Consider the following 16,482-nt stretch of genomic DNA (forward strand, 5'->3'; position numbering starts at 1 on the left):
ACAAGGCCCTCGCCAAGTTCGCAAACCGACGCCGAGGAAAGCTCAAGCCCAATCCGTAGCCGTCAGACGACGCTTACCATCCGGTGGAGACTGGAGCCCGATGATGGCCGCCTTCGTTTTTTCCGCGCGCGCCTGACCGGGCGGAGCTTTCAGCCTTCCGGGGAGCGCGGTTTCCTAGCGCACGCCGACCGCCTCCGCCCAGGGGTGGATGGGGTCGGCCTTGCCGATGCGCGCCGCGCCGTGCGCCAGGGTGGCGCCGAGAACGGCGAAGTTGATCGGATAGGCGGCATGGTCGGCGATGATCACGTCGGCGGTGCGGGCGAGTTTCTCCAGGGTTTCGACGCCGAAGGCGGGATCGGCGATCACCCACGGCGTGCCGCTGGCGTCGATGCGCGGCGCGTTCATCGCCTCTTCGAGCGGCAACCCGAAGTCCGCCATGCGTGAGATCACCTGAAGCACCGCAGGGACGATTCTGCGCCCGCCCGCGCCGCCGATCGCCAGGGTGCCGAGGCCGCCGCGCACCACCGCGGGGCAGATGTTGCACAGCGGCCGTTTGCCCGGCGCGATGCTGTTGACGTGGCCGGGGCGCGGGTCGAACCAATACATGCCGTTGTTGAGGAGAATGCCCGAACGCGGCAGGACGAGGCGGGAACCGAAACCCGAGAGCAGGGTGTGGGTGAGGGCCACCTGGTTGCCGTGACGGTCGATGACGCTGAGGTGGGTGGTGCAGCCGAGGTCGCGCCCGCCGCCGGCGTCGCCCATGCGGGAGAAGCGGTCCTGCCACGCGGCGTTGAGGCTGTTGACATAGGCGGTCAGCACGTCGCCGCCGTCGGCGGCGCGCCCCGGGTCGAAGCGCCGTTCGAGTTCCAGCAGCGCCCGCCCCAGGGTCAGCCCGCCGTTGAGTTCGGGCAGCAGGGAGACGGCGCAGCCGCGGTAGGAGATGCGCGCCGGGGCGACCGCTTGCGCCCGATAGGCGGACAGGTCGTCGCAATCGAGGCTGCCGCCGAGGTCGCGCACGTCATCGGCGATGGAGGCCGCGAGCTCCCCTTCGTAGAAGCTGCGCGGTCCGTTCTCGGCCAGGTGCGACAAGGTCTCGACGAGGCGGGGATTGGCGAGGGTGCGCGGCGTCGGCCCCGCCGCGGCGGGGGTCGGCGCGGGGACCAGCCCGCCGGGCAGAAAGACCTCGCGGCTGGAGGGAAAGCGGCCGAGGTCCGCCGCGGCGGAGGCGACGATGACGCTGGTGTACCAGTCGATGTTCATGCCGCGCGCGGCCAGCGCCAGGGCGGGCTCGACGACGCGCCTCCACGGCAGGGTGCCGAACCTTTCGAGGGCGAGGCCGAGCCCGGCGCAGTCGCCCGGAACGATCGCCGCGGCCGCGCCGATGCGGTTGCGGTCGCCCTCCACCGCGGGCCAGCCGAACAGGTCGCTGTCGCGGCCTTCGGCGAGAGGCGGAAACGTGCGCGGGTCGAGGGCGCGGGGGGCGCGGCCCATGAAGTCGATGCCGACCACGTCGCCGGTCTCGGCGCGGTGGATCAGCATGCCGCCGACGCCGCCGATGCCGCTCATCCAGGGTTCGGCCACGCCCACGGCGAACGCCGTGGCGACCGCCGCATCGACCGCGTTGCCGCCGTCTTCCAGAATGCGCGCGCCGATTTCCGAGGCGGCGCGGTTGTGGCTGACCACGACCCCTCCGGGGCAGCGCACCGCCGCCTTGTGCGGTGCCGCCGCGCGGCTGAGATTGGGGCTGCACAGCGAGGGAATTCCGGTTGATTGCGGCATTTTCGACCTCATGCGTTCCCCGTCTCATGGGGCGAGGGTGGAAAGAACGGGATGGATTCAGGCGGCCTCCAGACCGCACCATTCGGCGATGAACAGGGCCATCGACTGCGTGACGCGGCGCAGGGATTCGAGGTCCAGGCGTTCGTCGAAGCCGTGGATCGCCGCGCCCTTCGGGCCGTAGACGAGGGACGGCATGCCGCCGTAGAGGCCGTAGAAGCGGGCGTCGGTGCAGGCGGTGGTGGGCACGGAGGCGAGCGGCGCATCGTTGACGGCGCGGTGCGCCCTCTCCAGCGCCCCGAGCGCGTCGTCCGCGCCGGTGAGCTCGTAGCCCTCGGCCATGAAGCCGTGGTAGGCGATGTCGAGCCCGCCGAGCCCGGCCCCGGCCTCGCGCAGGCAGGCCTCGATTTCCGCTTGCGCCTCGGCGAGGGGTTGCCCCGGATAGACCGCGACGCGCACCTCGAAGGTGCACCACGCGGGCACGCTGGAAGGCCAGTCGCCGCCTTTGATCCGCCCGACGTTGAAGTTGACCGGATGCGGCAGCGCGGCGAACGCCGGGTGGCGGCGTTCCGGCGCGTTCCAGGCGTCCTCCAGGCGGTGCAGCGCCTGCAGCAGCGGAAACACCGCCTCGATCGCGTTGGCGCCGATCTCGGCCTCGCGGACGTGGGCGGGGCGGCCGCGCACGGTGATGCGCAGCCACATCACCCCGAGCTGCGCCGAGGTGACCGCCTCGCCGCGCGGTTCGGGAATCAGCACCGCATCGGCGCGGTAGCCGCGCGCGACGCAGGCCAGAGCGCCGTTGCCGGTGCACTCCTCCTCGATCACCGACTGCACGCAGACCTCGGCGGCGGGGCTTCCCCCGGCGCTGCGCAGGGCTTCGAGGGCGTAGATCATGGCGGAGACGCCGCCCTTCATGTCGGCGGCGCCGCGCCCGTACATCCAGCCGTCTTCGACCCGCGCCGAGAACGGCGGCGACGTCCATTTGTCGAGAGGACCGGCGGGCACCACATCGACATGGCCGTTGAGGATCAGGCTGCGGCCCTTGCGGCGCTGCGGGCGGTGAACCCCGGCGATGTTGACGGCCTCCGCATAGGGCGTCTCCACCGGCGAGAAGCCGGGAAGGGCGCGGAGCCGGTCGGCATCCATCTCCCACCTGTCGATGGCGAGGCCGAGGCCGCCCATCGCTTCGGCCATCAGGTCCTGCGCCGATTGCTCCCGGCCGCGCAGCGACGGGCAGGCGACGAGAGCGGAGAGAAACGCGATCTGACGGTCGAAGTTCGCATCGACCGCCTTCATGATCCGTGTGGAGAGTTCAGAATCCATCATGCGTCCTTGCACAAAACCGATTGCCGGGAGACTCCGGCCTCAATCTTCGAGGGGATGGTGACAGGCGATCCAATGCCCGTCCGAAAGCCGGCGGAACGGCGGCGTCTCGGTGCGGCAGCGTTCGCGCGCGAACGGGCAGCGCGGGTGGAAGTGGCACCCGGACGGCGGATCGAGGGGGCTGGGCACCTCTCCGGTGAGGGGGATGCGTTCGCGCTTCACGCCGAACCGCGGGATCGGGATCGCGGAAATCAGGGTCTTGGTGTAGGGGTGGCGGGGGTGGCGGAAGATCGCGCGGCAATCGGCGAATTCGACCACCCGGCCGAGGTACATCACGACGATGCGGTCGCTGATGTGTTCGACCACGCCGAGGTCGTGGGAGATGAACAGGTACGACAGGCCGAGGTCGGAGCGCAGGCGCTCCAGCAGGTTGATCACCTGCGCCTGGATCGACACGTCGAGGGCGGAGACCGGCTCGTCGGCGACCACCAGCTTCGGCGTCATCACGATGGCGCGGGCGATGCCGATGCGCTGGCGCTGTCCGCCGGAAAATTCGTGCGGGTAGCGGTCGGCATGCTCGGGGCGCAGGCCGACGCGCTCCATCGCTTCGGCGATCCGCCCGGCGCGCGCCGCCGCGTCGATTTCGGGGAACAGGCGCAAGCCCTCGCCGATCAGGTCGCCGACCTTCATCCGCGGATCGAGGGAGGAATGCGGGTCCTGGAAGATCATCTGCATCTGCGCGCGCAGGGTCTTCAGGGGCCGCCCTCCCAGGCGGGTGATGTCGGCGCCGGCGAAACGGATGCTGCCCGCCGTGGCGTCGATCAGGCGCATCGCCAGACGGCCGGTGGTCGATTTGCCGCACCCGGATTCGCCCACTAGGCCGATGGTTTCGCCCTCGCGCACGGAAAAGCTGACCCCATCGACGGCGCGCACCAGCCTCGGCTTGCGCAGCAGCCCGCCGCCGTACTCGAAGTGCTTTTGCAGGTTTTCGACGGCCAGGATATCCGCCATGTCTCAGCCCTCCGTCCGGCGCAGCCAGCAGGCCGCGGCATGGGTTTCGCCCAGGGGGAAGGCGGGCGGCTTCTGCGCCGCGCAGAGATCGATCGCGGCGGAGCAGCGCGGGCAGAAGGCGCATCCCGGCGGCAGGTCGGTCAGGCTCGGCACCAGGCCGCCCATCTCGTAGAGCGGTTGCCGCGGCGCGTCGTCTTCCGCTGCGGTGGAAAGCGTGGGAATGGCGCGCAGCAGGCCCTGCGTGTAGGGATGGGCCGGGCGGGTGAAGATTTCCTCGGTGGTGCCCTGTTCGACCACGCGCCCGGCATACATCACCACCACGCGGTCGGCGATTTCGCTCACCACCGCGAGGTTGTGGGTGATCATCATCACCGCGGTGCCGGATTCCCGGGCGGCGCGCACCATCACGTCGAGCACCTGCGCCTGGACCGTGACGTCGAGGGCGGTGGTGGGCTCGTCGGCGAGCAGCAGCACCGGGTCGAGGAGCAGCGCCTCGGCGATCATCACGCGCTGGCGCATGCCGCCGGAAAGCTCGTGGGGGTAGGCGTTCATCCGGGCCTCGGGGGAGGGCAGATCGACCCGGCGCAGCATCTCGACCGAGCGCTCCCACGCCTCGGCGCGGGACGCCTTGCGGTGGACGCGCACCGCCTCGATCAGCTGGTTGCCGATGGTGAACGCCGGATTGAGCGAGACCATCGGCTCCTGGAAGATCATCGAGACGCGGTCGCCGCGCACTTCGCGCATCTCGCGTTCCGAGAACGCCATCAGGTTCTGTCCGTCGAGCCAGATTTCGCCGCCGACGATGCGCCCCGGATGCGGCACCAGGCGCAGGACCGAGAGCGCCGTCATGCTCTTGCCGCACCCGGACTCGCCGACCACGCAGACGATCTCGCCCTTGTCGATGTGGAAGCCGACGCCGTCGATCGCCTTGGCGATGCCGGTGCGGGTGAAGAAGTGGGTCTGCAGGTCGTCGATTTTCAGGACGGGAAACATGGCTGTCACTTGAGTCGCGGGTCGAGGATGTCGCGGAGCGCATCGCCGAGCAGGTTGAACCCCAGGACGGCGAAGGTGATCGCAAGTCCCGGATAGACCGTCATCATCGGGTTATCGAGCATGAAGTCCTTGGACTCGCTCAGGATATTTCCCCACGACGGCGCCGGTGGCGGCGCCCCGAGGCCGAGGAAGCTGAGCGAGGATTCCGCCAGGATGGCGTAGGCGAAACCCGCCGTCGCCTGGACGATCAGGGGGGCGAGGCAGTTGGGCAGGATGTGGCGGAAGATGATCGCGACGTCGCTCGCGCCGAGCGAGATCGCCGCCTCGACGAATTCCCGCGTCTTCAGCGAGATCACCGCGCCGCGGATGATCCGGGCGAAGCGCGGCACGTAGACGATGCCCAGCGCGATCACCACGTTGAACATGTTGCTGCCCATCGCGGCGACGATGGCGATGGCGAGCAGGATCGCGGGAAACGCCATGGTCGCATCCATCACCCGCATGATCGCGTTGTCGATGCCGCGGCCGTAGAACCCCGCCACCGCCCCGAGGACCACCCCGAGGCCGAGGGAGAAGATCACCGAGAACAGGCTGATGCCGAGCGAGATGCGCGCGCCGTAGATCACCCGGCTGAGGATGTCGCGGCCGAACTCGTCGTTGCCGAAGGGATAGGCTTCGGACGGCTCCATGCCCTGTAGCGAAATGTCGATGGCGAGCGGGTCGTGGGGGGCGAGCAACGGCGCGAAGATCGCGACGAGGATGCAGACCACGATGATCGCCAGCCCTGCGACGCCGGCCTTGTTGGCCCAGAAGCGTGCCATCGTGGAGATCCTCCTAGAACTTCACCCGCGGGTCGAAGACCTTGTAGAGGACATCGACGGCGAGGTTGACGAACATGTAGACCAGGGCGATGAACAGGATGCATCCCTGCACCGCCGGGTAATCGCGGCCGTAGATCGACTGCACCACGAAGCGCCCGAGGCCGGGCAGGCCGAACACCGTCTCGGTGACCACCGCGCCGCCGAGCAGCATGCCGTACTGGATGCCGATGGTGGTGAGAGTCGGGGCGAAGGCGTTCTTGAGCGCGTGCTTGAGCAGCACCGTCCACTCGGAGAGTCCCTTGGCGCGCGCGTGGGTGACGTATTCCAGGCGCATCACCTCGAGCATCGAGGAGCGCGTCATCCGGGCCACCACCGCCGCCATGAAGAAGCCGAGGGTGATCGACGGCAGGGTCATGTAGTTGAGCCCCTGCCAGAAGTCCTGCCAGACCGGCACGTATCCGGAGGAGGGGAACCAGCCGAGCTGCACCGAGAACACCAGGAGACCCATCAGGCCGAGCCAGAAGCCGGGCACCGAAACGCCGATCAGCGACACCAGCATGAACAGGTAGTCCTTGCCGGTGTTGCGGAACTTGGCGGCGAGCACGCCGGAGGGAATGGCGATGGCGACGGAGAACAGCATCGCCAGCGTGGTCAGCACCAAGGTGGTGGGGAAGCGCTCGAGAATGGTTTCCAGAACCGGAATGCCGGAGGTGATGGATTTGCCGAAATCGCCGGAGAGCAGCCGCCCGAACCAGTCGATGAACTGGATCGGCAGGGGCTGGTCGAGCCCGAGGGAGCGGCGGATGTTCTCGATCGCCGCGGGGTCGGCTTCCGCGCCCACCATGACGATCGCCGGATCGCCGGGGATCAGGTGGACGAGAAGAAACACCATCAGCGCGACGAGCAGCAGCGTCGGCACCATCAGGACGGTTCGTTTGAGAAAATAAGCCAGCATCGGTACGCGTCATCCTTGACCGGGGGGAGGATTTCCGCGGCGGCGCGCCGCGGAAATCCGCATGCGTCCTACTTGTCCAGCCAGACGCCCCACAGCACGGGCAGACCGATGCTCAGGGTCTCGTAGCCCTTCACGTAATCGCGATAGGCGTTGAGATAGTTGTAGTTGTAGAACTCGATCCACGGCACGGTATCGAGCGTCTTGAGGTGGATCTTGTCGAACAGATCCCGGCGCAGGGCGTCGTCGTCGGTGGAGTCCGCCTTGTCCACCAGGGCCTTGATCTCCGGGTAGACGTCGAAGGCGCTGCTGAGACGCAGATAGTTGTAGGCGGAGACCGGGTCGGGCTTGGGGCCGATGCCGAAGCTCAGCATCTGGAAGTCCTTGCCGTAGAGCCGTTTCAGCAGGACCGGCCATTCCAGGACGTTGACCTTGGCGTTGATCCCGGCGGCGGCCATCTGGCTTTGCATGGCGATCGCCTGCTTGTACATCGGGGCGTAGTTCTTGGTGGTGTCGATGACGACCTCCTCGCCCTTGTAGCCCGCCTTCTTCAGAAGCGCCTTGGCCTTCTTGAGGTCCTTGGAGACCCAGGTCTTCTGGGCCTTGGTGTAATAGCCGCTCTGGGCCGGGATCACCGAGGGATTGACCAGGGCGTGGCCCATGTAGGCGGCGCGGGTGATCTCGTCGAGGTCGAGCGCATAGGCGACGGCGCGGCGGAAGTCCGGGTTGTCGGTGACCGGCTTGTTGAGACCGAAGAACACCTGGTACCAGCTCATGCCGGGCACTTCGGAAAGCACCATGCCCTGCTTCGAGTACTGCTTGTTGTACTTTTCCACGTACTTCGCCGGGAAGTACTGGAGGACGTCGATCTCCTTGTTGAGGAGGGCCATGACGGCGACGTTCTCCTCGCTCACCGGCACCATCTTGAGGGTGTCGATGTAGGGGGTGCGGTCGCCGGAGAGGCCGTCCTTCGGCCCGGCCGGGGACTTGTAGGCGGCGTAGCGCTTGAGTTCGATGTACTGGGTCGGCTTCCATTCGACGAACTGGAAGGGGCCGGTGCCGATCAGCTTGGTGATGTTGCCGTCCGCATCGACCGTCTCCTTCGGCAGGATCGCCGGAATCGGATTGGCGTTGGCGAGAACGTGCAGGAACCCGGGTTGCGGCTTGGCGAGGTCGAAGCGCACGGTGTGGGCGTCGAGCGCGGTCACCTTGGCGATGTTCTCGAACAGGCTGCGCTTGGGGTTCTTGGTCTCGGGGTCGAGCAGACGCTTGAACGACCACACCACGTCGTCGGCGACCATCTCGCGGCCGTTATGGAAGGTCTTGCCCTTCGCCAGATTCATCGTGAGCGAGGTGTAGTCGGCGGAGAACTTCCAGCTGTCCGCCAGGAGCGGGCGGATTTCGAGCTTCTTGTTGTAGGTGACGAGCGGCTCGACCACGTGCATCAGGATGGTGGTATCGACGAAAGCCGAGCTTTTGTGCGGGTCGAGCTTGGTGAGGTCGGTGGGGAGACCGAAAGTCAGCGTGCCGCCGACTTTCGGCGCAGCCTGGGCCGAACCCAGGCCGGCGGTTGCAAGGAAGAGGCCCACGAGAACGCCGTGGGCGGCACGTGTAATCGCACGCGTGAACATAATGCCCCAGTCTCCTTGATTTGGTGACTCATGGTAGGAAACCTCCCGGGGAACCGCCTCGCCAGCATTATATTGGCATGCGATAATAATTATTGTTGTTTCAAGTGTACCAGCGTATTCGCCGGATGCAACGGAAATCTTGCCGCCGCTTCGTCAGGGAAGGGAGAGCTCCGTGGCGTCCGCGGCGATGGCGGCGATCAGGCGTTCGAACAGCCGGGCGCGCGCCGCCAGGGAATCGAGGTCGATGTGTTCGCCGTGGGTGTGGGGGCCTTCGCCCGCCGGGCCCAGGCCGTCGAGGGTGGGCACGCCCAGCGCGCCGGTGAAGTTGCCGTCGCTGCCGCCGCCGGAAACGCGGTGCTTGAGGGCGAGCCCGAGGTCCGCGGCGAGGCTTTCCGCCAGGCGGTAGAGCGCCATGGTGCCGGGTCCGGGCAGGAAGAGGGGGCGTTCCGGGCCGGGCTCGACGGAGAGCGTCACCTCGGGAATCGGCGAGCGCAGCTCCGCCATCCGGCGGTGGACCTCGGCGAGGTTTTCGGCGCTGTCGGCCACCGCCAGCACCTCCGCCCGGCAGGACGGCGGCACGACGTTGGAAAACTCGCCGCCGTGGACGACGCCGACGCTGTAGGAGATCAGCCGCGTCATGTCGGTTTGGCTCTCGATCTCCTCGATCAGGCGGGCCATGGCGCGAATCGCGCTTTTTCCGGCAAGGTTGTCGGCCCCGGCATGGGCCGGGCGGCCGTGGGTGACCAGGCCGTAGCGGGCGAAGGCGAAGCGTCCGGTCACGGTATAGCCGCTGCGCGCCGGTTCGGGCACCAGAACGCAGTCGTGGCGCTTCGCCTCCGCTTCGATCAGCGGGCGGGACACCGGGCTGCCGCGCTCTTCGTCCGGCACCAGCATCACGGTGATCGGCACGGACGGCAGGCGGCCCTCGGCGACGAGGGTCTTCAGCGCATGGTAGGCGAGATAGTTGCCGCCCTTCATGTCGAGCACGCCCGGGCCGTAGAGGCGGCCGTCCTCGACGCGGATCGGCAGCGGGCCGTCCTTGGCGCCGAGCGGATGCACGGTGTCGAGGTGGCCGAGGATCATGATGCGGCGGCCGGGCGCTCCGGCGTTGAAGCGCGCGATGACGATGCGCGCCGTCCCGGGGTCGGGGCGGGGGCACTCCATCGCGGCGCCGAGGGCGGCGAAGCGTTCCTGCACGTGGCGCATCAGCGCCTCGACGGCCTCGGGACGGTTCGACGGGGTTTCGAATTCGGCCCATGCGGCGATGCCTTCGATCAGCGCCCGGGTCTCGTCGGCGTCGGTCATCGGGCTTCCCGTTCCTCCGGGGGGAGGCGCGGCGCGGCGCGCCACGCGCCGACCGCGCGTTCCACCGCATAAGCGAGCCGCAGGACGCCGATCTCGTCGCGGTGGCGGCCGACGATCTGGATGCCGACGGGCAGCCCTTCGGGGGTGAACCCGAAGGGGACGGAAATCGCCGGATGGCCGGAGAGGGAGATGTAGAAGGCGGAGCGCATCCAGTCGATGTAGGTGGGCATGTCCACCCCCTCGATGTTGCGGATGTATTCCTCCTCCACCGGGAAGGGGGCGACCTGGCTCACCGGGGCGACGAGGAACTCATGGGTTTCCATGAAGCTGCGCATGCGCTGCACCAGGGCGGCGCGCGCCAGTCCGGCGGCGGCGACGTCGCTGCCGGTGAGGGTCTGCCCGTACTCGATGTTCCACACCACCGTGTCCTTGAGCACGCCGCGGCACCGGGGGAGCAGGCCGCCGTAGCCGGAGGCGAAGGCGAGGCCGCGCAGCGCCTGGAAGCTCTCCGCCGCGCCGCGGAAGTCCGGCGTCGCCGCCTCCACGATGCAGCCGATGTCCTCGAACACCGGCACGCAGGCGCGCGTCGCCGCGCGCACATCGGCGGCCACCGGCAGGCCGAGGTCCTCGCTGAAGGCGATGCGGCAGCCGCGGAAGCCGCGTTCCAGGGACTGGGCGAACGCGGCGCCGTCGCCCGGCAGCGAAACCGGGTCGCGCGGGTCCTCTCCGGCGAGCACCGAGAGGAGGAGCGCAACGTCGGTCACGGTCCGTCCCATCGGTCCGGCGACGGTGAGGCCGCCGAACGGGTCGGCTGCAGGCCATTGCGGCACGCGCCCGACCGCGGGGCGGAGCCCGACGACGTTGCAGAAGCTCGCAGGGTTGCGCAGGGAGCCGCCCATGTCGCTGCCGTCGGCGAGCGCCACCATGCCGCAGGCCAGCGCCGCCGCCGAGCCGCCGCTGCTGCCGCCCGGGGTCTTGCCCAGGTCGTAGGGGTTGCGCGTCGCCCCGAACAGCGCGTTGAAGGTCTGGGACCCCGCCCCGAATTCGGGGAGGTTGGTCTTGCCGACCGTCACCGCCCCGGCGCGGCGCTGCCGTTCGACCACGATGCTGTCGCAGGCGGGAACGTTGTCGGCGAACACGCGGGAGCCGAAGGTGGTGCGCAGCCCCTTGGTCGAGAAGGAATCCTTGTGCGCCACCGGCAGGCCGTGCAGCGGGCCGAGGGGCTCGCCGCGGGCCTGCGCCGCGTCGGCCGCGGCGGCGGCGCGCAGGGCGTCTTCCGCAACCAGGGTGACGATGGCGTTGACCGCGGGGTTCCACGCGGCGATGCAGGCGAGGTGCGCCTCCATGGTTTCGCGGGCGCTGACGCGCCCGGAGCGGATGTCGGCCAGGATCTCGGCGGCGGGGCGGCGGCAGAAAGCCTGGATGTCGGCGGAGAGAGCGGTCATGATAAATTATCGTATTGTGATAGTTTTTGTCATAATATAAAATACCGGGGTGACGGGATGGAGTCAAGACGCGGGCCCGCGCGTGCGGGATTCAGGGGAGGGGAAATGTCCGGTTCGCTGGAAACGGGTGACGGCAAAAAGGATTTCCTGTTCGTCAATTCGGTGGCCAAGGCGGTGCAGGTGCTGGAGGCGTTCCGCGGCGCGGGGGAGTCGGCCAGCCTGACCGAACTCACGCACAAGACCGGCCTGAGCCTGAGCGCGGTGCAACGCTTCACCCACACCTGGGAGGCCCTCGGCTACCTGCAAAAGGACCCGCAAAGCCGCCGCTACCGCCTGACCGTGGCGGCGCTGGAACTGGGCTACCTGTTCCTGTGCAGCAGTCCCCTGGTGGCGCGGGCGATGCCGCACATGGTGATGGCGCACGAGAAGCACGGCCTGCCGATGAACCTGAGCCTGCTCTCGGGCAGCGACGTGATCTATATCGTGCGGCTGCCGCACCGCAGCCTCAAGTTCGTGGAAACCCTTCCCGGGCGCCGGGTGCCGGCCTTCTGCAACAGCGCGGGGCGGGCCTTCCTGTCGCACCTGCCCGACGACCGCATCGGCGAGATTCTCGCCGAGCCGAAGATCGCCTTCACCGCCCATACCCTGACCGGACCGGCGGAGTTGCGCGCCGAGATCGAAAAGGCGCGGGCACAGGGCTACGCCTTCACCCGCGACCAGGTGCTGCCCGGGCAGCTCGGCATCGGCAAGGTGGTCTACGATTCGCGGCGTCAGCCGATCGCCGCGATCAATCTGGTGATGAGCAGCGACGAGTGGACGGAGGAGCGGGTGGTCGAAGAGCTGGTGCCGCAGTTGTTCCAGGTCGCCGCCGCGATTTCCGGGCTCTAGCCTCCCGCACCTGCGGCCAAGAATCGCGCCGCCGCGCGCGCCGGAATATTGTTGACAATCGCCAATGGTGCTAGCCTGCCGCGCGCAGCCCCGGAATCCTTCGGCCCAACGGTACGCCATGAAATCGATGCAGCCCAAGCCCGTCGTCCGCCAGTCCATCGAAAACCGCGCCGCCGACAGCCTGCGGGAGTTCATTCTGTCGGGCCGGGTCAGGCCGGGGACGCGCCTCACCGAAATCGCCCTGGCGGACCAGATCGGGGTGGCGCGCGCCACCCTGCGCACCGGCCTGCACCGCCTGGCGGGGGAGGGAATCGTCGTGCAGATTCCCTATACCGGCTGGCAGGTGACGGAATTGACGGAAACCGACGTCTGGGAACTGTGGACCCTGCGCGCCGGACTGGAAAGCCTTGCCGCGCGCCTTGCCGCGCAGTCGGGCGATGCGCCGTCGCGCGCCGCCGTCGCGCGGGCGTACGAGGCGCTGCTCGCGGCCTGCGCCAAGGAAAGACTGAAGCAGGTCAACGCCTGCGACTTCGCCCTGCACCGCAGCATCGTCGAGGCCGCCGGGCACGCCCGCCTCGCCGGCCAGTACCGCCTGGTCGAACAGCAGGTCCGGCTGTTCATCGCCACCAGCAACACCTGCGTCGCCGAGGGCATGGACGATATCGTCGCCCAGCACCGTGCGGTGGCCGAGGCGGTGCTTTCCGGCGACGCCGAGGCCGCGGCGCGGCAGGCCTGGCATCACAACGAGAGCGAGGGCATGCGCCTGGTCGCGTGGCTGCGCCGCAAGGCCGGTCATTGAGGGAGGCGTGCATCGTGCGTGACGGCGGAAACCGGGATTTTTCGGTGGTCGATGCGGGCGGCCTGGCCGCCGCCTATGCCGTCATGGGGGAAGAGGAAGCCGCGGAGGTGGCCGCCGCCCTCTTCGGCCTGAGCGGGCGGCCCAGCCGCCTGGCGACGGAGAAGGACGATACCTTCCGCATCGATGCGGAAGGGGGGCGGCGCTACATCCTCAAGGTCGCCAACCCGACCGAGGCTCCCGCGGAACTCGAACTGCAAGTTCTGCTGCTGCGGCACATCGCGCGGCAGGACCCGGAAATCCCGGTGCCGCGCCTGATCCCGGATGCGCGCGGCCGCGCCTGCCCGGCCTTCACCGACCGCGCGGGGCAGACGCGCCGGGTGCGGCTGATGACCTTTCTCGAAGGCGCGGTGCTCGACGCCACGGAGACCTCGCCCGCCGAGCGGGAACGCATCGGCGAGGTCCTGGCGCGCCTGCGCCTCGCCACCGCGTCGTTCGCCCACCCGGCGGAGAACCGCGTCCTCGCCTGGGACGTCAAGCATCTCGCCGGGTTGCATCCGTTGCTGGAGGCGGTGGAGTCTCCCCTCCGCAAATCCCTGCTGACGGAGGGAATGGAGCGCTTCCGCGCCCTCTCCGGCCGCATCGCGGCGTTGCGCACCCAGGTGCTGCACAACGATTTCAGCCGCTCCAACCTCGTCGTCGATCACGCCCGGCCGGAGTTCGTCACCGGCATCATCGATTTCGGCGATGCGGTGCGCACCGCCGTCGCCATCGACGTGTCCACCGCGCTGCTCAACCAGCTGCCGCGCGATGCGGCGCAACATCCGGCGGGCGACCTGTTCGCCGCCGGGCGCGACCTGCTGCGCGGCTACCTGCGCGTCGCCGGCCTCACGGAGGAGGAACTGCGCCTGATCCCGCACCTGGTGATGGGCCGCGCCGTGGCGCGCGCCCTCTTGTCCCTGTGGCGGGCCCGGCGCTTCCCCGGAAACGCCGCATACATCCTGCGCAACACCGAACAGGGGTGGGCGCAACTGGAATGGCTTCTGGCGCGCACGCCGGAAGCCCTGTCCGAACTCCTCTTGTCCGAAGGATCGTCCTCATGAGCACCCCGGGCCTGCCGCAGCGCGGCAAGATGGTCAATGCGTTCAACCCCGATGCGGCCGCGGCCCTGAACCCGCGCGACCGCGCCCTGGTGGAGCGGCGCACGCGCCTGCTCGGCCCGGCGTACCGCCTGTTCTACGACACGCCGGTGCAGATCAGCCGCGGCGAGGGCGTGCGCCTCTACGATGCGGACGGCAACGAATACCTCGACGCGTACAACAACGTCGTCGCCGTCGGCCACGCCAACCCGCGGGTGGCGGAGGCGGTGCACCGCCAGATGCGGACGCTCTGCACCCACACCCGCTATCTCCAGGACGGCATTCTCGACTATGCGGAGGAACTGCTCGCCACCTTCGACGGGCGCATCGGCGCTTCCGGGCATGCGATGTTCACCTGCACCGGGTCGGAGTCCAACGACCTCGCCATGCGCATCGCGCAGCACCACACCGGCAAGCGCGGCATCATCATCACCGCCGAGGCCTATCACGGAAACTCGTACCTCACCGCGGGCTTCTCGCCGTCTCTCGGCATCGCCTCGCCGCTCGGCGACTGGGTGCGCCAGGTGCCCGCGCCGGATTCCTATCGCCTGCCGCCGGAAGAAATCGGCCGCCGCATGGCTGCGGCGGTGGAGGCGCAGATCGCCGATCTGGAGCGCCACGGCGACGGCGTCGCCGCCTTCATCGCGGATTCGCTGTTCTCCTCCGACGGCATCTTCTCCCATCCCACCGACGTTCTCGCGCCGGTGGCGGAGGCGGTGCGCCGCGCGGGCGGGCTGTTCGTCGCCGACGAGGTGCAGGCCGGGTTCACCCGCAGCGGCGAGCGGTTCTGGGGATACCAGCGCCACGGCGTCGATCCCGACATCGTCACCATGGGCAAGCCCATGGGCAACGGTTTCCCGGTGGCGGGCATCGCCGTGGCACCGGAAGTGGTCGAACGCTTCGGCCGCGATACCCGCTATTTCAATACCTTCGGCGGCAACTCGGTGGCGATGGCGGCGGCGCGGGCGACGCTCGCGGTGATCCGCGAGGACAACCTGCTCGCCAACGCGGCGAAGGTGGGGGGGATCATCCGCGACGGCCTGAAGGAGATGATGACGCGCTACGAGGGCATCGGCGACGTGCGCGGCTCCGGCTTCTACATCGGCGTGGAAATCGTGGAGGACCGCACCGCCAAGACGCCCGCGCCCGCTCTTGCCGCGGCGGTCGTCAACGCCCTGCGGCAGCGCCGCGTGCTGATTTCGGCCACCGGGTTCCACGGCAACGTGCTGAAGATCCGCCCGCCGCTGGTGTTCTCCGCCGCGGATGCGGACCGCCTGCTCACCGAGATGGACGCGGTGCTGGCCGCGCTTGCGCCATGAGCGCGCCGCGCGTCGTCTGCGCCTGCACCGGCGGCCACGGCAGCGAGCGCTGGGCGGAAGACCTGGCCGCCGCCCTGCCGGAGGCGGAGGTCGCCGCCTGGGCTCCCGGCCGGCCCCCCGCCGATTATGCGGTGGTGTGGATGCCGCCCAAGGACTTTTTCGCCGCGCAGCCGCGGCTGCGCGCGGTGTTCAACGCCGCGGCCGGGGTGGACGGCGCACTCGCCGCCGGGGTGCCGCCCGGCGTGCCGCTGATCCGCCTGGAGGATGCGGGCATGGGGGCGCAGATGGCGGAATACGTCACCTGGGCGGCGCTGTCGCATCTGCGGGAATTCGATGTCTATGCGGCGCAGGCCCGCGCAGGCCTGTGGCGTCCGCGCCCGCCGCGCCGCCCCGCCGATTTTCCCGTCGGCATTCTCGGCCTCGGCGTGCTCGGCCGCCGGGTGGCGGAGGCCCTGCGCGGTTTCGGCTTTCCGCTGCGGGCGTGGACCCGTTCCCCCCGCGGCGATTCGGCTTTTCCGGTGTTCTGCGGCGAGGAGGGGCTGATGCCGTTTCTCGCCGGAACGCGGATTCTGGTCTGCATGCTGCCGTTGACGGACGATACGCGGGGGGTGATCCGCCGCGACACCCTGGCGGCGCTGCTGCCCGATGCCCTTTGCATCAACGTCGCGCGCGGCGCTCATGTGGTGGAAGAGGACCTGCTGGCGGCTCTCGGCGGCGGGCGGCTCGCCGGGGCGGTGCTGGACGTCTGCGCGGAGGAGCCCTTGCCGCCCGGTCATCCCTTCCGGACTCATCCGAAAATCGTGCTGACGCCGCATGTCGCCGCGGCGACCCTGCGCGGCGAGGCGGTGGCGCAGATCGCCGCGAAGATGCGTGCCTTCATGCGCGGCGAGGCGGTCAGCGGCACGGTCGATCCGGCCTGCGGCTACTGATCGCCTCCGGTCTGCATCGTTCCAAGATGTTATAGTATAACAAAAGCGTTGACGCCGGGGCGGCAACGGGCATACTGCCGCGTGCCGGTGGCGCGCCGGAATTATCCGGTGACATTATAACGAAACTGTTGACGGGTGGCGGCCCGCCGCGATA

14 protein-coding genes are annotated in these 16,482 nt (G+C 69.0%); 5 read left to right on the plus strand and 9 right to left on the minus strand.

Going from position 1 to position 16,482, the window contains the following annotated elements; all coding sequences use genetic code 11:
* Positions 1-174: 174 nt before the first annotated feature.
* The 9 genes from O7R11_RS14300 to O7R11_RS14340 all read right to left on the minus strand — a co-directional run bounded on the left by O7R11_RS14300 (position 175) and on the right by O7R11_RS14340 (position 11,257).
* The gene (locus O7R11_RS14300) at positions 175-1,779 is read right to left on the minus strand and encodes a gamma-glutamyltransferase family protein (protein WP_337998215.1); all 1,605 of its coding nucleotides are present in this window, start codon (positions 1,777-1,779) and stop codon (positions 175-177) included.
* A gap of 57 nt (positions 1,780-1,836) precedes the next feature.
* Complete coding sequence (locus O7R11_RS14305) at positions 1,837-3,102, minus strand: ArgE/DapE family deacylase (protein ID WP_337998216.1); 1,266 nt, start codon at positions 3,100-3,102, stop codon at positions 1,837-1,839.
* 39 nt (positions 3,103-3,141) lie between these two features.
* A complete protein-coding gene (locus O7R11_RS14310; protein ID WP_337998217.1) occupies positions 3,142-4,110 on the minus strand; it encodes an ABC transporter ATP-binding protein in 969 nt (322 codons plus the stop codon).
* A gap of 3 nt (positions 4,111-4,113) precedes the next feature.
* On the minus strand, positions 4,114-5,103 hold the full coding sequence (locus tag O7R11_RS14315) for an ABC transporter ATP-binding protein (protein WP_337998218.1): 990 nt from the start codon (positions 5,101-5,103) through the stop codon (positions 4,114-4,116).
* Between the two features lie 5 nt (positions 5,104-5,108).
* Entirely contained in the window at positions 5,109-5,924 is an 816-nt protein-coding gene (locus tag O7R11_RS14320) for an ABC transporter permease (RefSeq protein WP_337998219.1), read from the minus strand.
* A gap of 13 nt (positions 5,925-5,937) precedes the next feature.
* Positions 5,938-6,879, minus strand: a complete 942-nt coding sequence (locus tag O7R11_RS14325) for an ABC transporter permease (RefSeq protein WP_337998220.1) — start codon at positions 6,877-6,879, stop codon at positions 5,938-5,940.
* Positions 6,880-6,947: 68 nt separating this feature from the next.
* A complete protein-coding gene (locus tag O7R11_RS14330) occupies positions 6,948-8,507 on the minus strand; it encodes an ABC transporter substrate-binding protein (RefSeq protein WP_337998221.1) in 1,560 nt (519 codons plus the stop codon).
* A 153-nt stretch (positions 8,508-8,660) separates the two neighbouring features.
* Positions 8,661-9,812 (minus strand): M20/M25/M40 family metallo-hydrolase, encoded by a 1,152-nt coding sequence (locus O7R11_RS14335; RefSeq protein ID WP_337998222.1) that lies wholly within the window; start codon positions 9,810-9,812, stop codon positions 8,661-8,663.
* A complete protein-coding gene (locus tag O7R11_RS14340; protein WP_337998223.1) occupies positions 9,809-11,257 on the minus strand; it encodes an amidase in 1,449 nt (482 codons plus the stop codon). Before O7R11_RS14340 ends, O7R11_RS14335 begins: the two co-directional genes overlap by 4 nt.
* Before the next feature lie 105 nt (positions 11,258-11,362).
* On the opposite strand from O7R11_RS14340, the gene O7R11_RS14345 reads away from it, so the two are divergent.
* The 5 genes from O7R11_RS14345 to O7R11_RS14365 all read left to right on the plus strand — a co-directional run bounded on the left by O7R11_RS14345 (position 11,363) and on the right by O7R11_RS14365 (position 16,328).
* Complete coding sequence (locus O7R11_RS14345) at positions 11,363-12,145, plus strand: IclR family transcriptional regulator (RefSeq protein WP_337998224.1); 783 nt, start codon at positions 11,363-11,365, stop codon at positions 12,143-12,145.
* Positions 12,146-12,263: 118 nt separating this feature from the next.
* Positions 12,264-12,944 carry a GntR family transcriptional regulator gene (locus O7R11_RS14350; protein ID WP_337998225.1) on the plus strand — a complete coding sequence of 227 codons (681 nt, stop codon included), beginning with the start codon at positions 12,264-12,266 and terminating at the stop codon, positions 12,942-12,944.
* Between the two features lie 14 nt (positions 12,945-12,958).
* Positions 12,959-14,044 carry a phosphotransferase gene (locus tag O7R11_RS14355; protein ID WP_337998226.1) on the plus strand — a complete coding sequence of 362 codons (1,086 nt, stop codon included), beginning with the start codon at positions 12,959-12,961 and terminating at the stop codon, positions 14,042-14,044.
* Entirely contained in the window at positions 14,041-15,399 is a 1,359-nt protein-coding gene (locus O7R11_RS14360) for an aspartate aminotransferase family protein (protein ID WP_337998227.1), read from the plus strand. The genes O7R11_RS14355 and O7R11_RS14360 overlap by 4 nt, the downstream gene beginning before the upstream one ends.
* On the plus strand, positions 15,396-16,328 hold the full coding sequence (locus tag O7R11_RS14365) for a 2-hydroxyacid dehydrogenase (RefSeq protein WP_337998228.1): 933 nt from the start codon (positions 15,396-15,398) through the stop codon (positions 16,326-16,328). The genes O7R11_RS14360 and O7R11_RS14365 overlap by 4 nt, the downstream gene beginning before the upstream one ends.
* Positions 16,329-16,482: the final 154 nt, after the last annotated feature.

This window comes from Oleispirillum naphthae (genome assembly GCA_027864655.1).
Lineage (GTDB): Bacteria > Pseudomonadota > Alphaproteobacteria > Rhodospirillales > Rhodospirillaceae > Oleispirillum > Oleispirillum naphthae.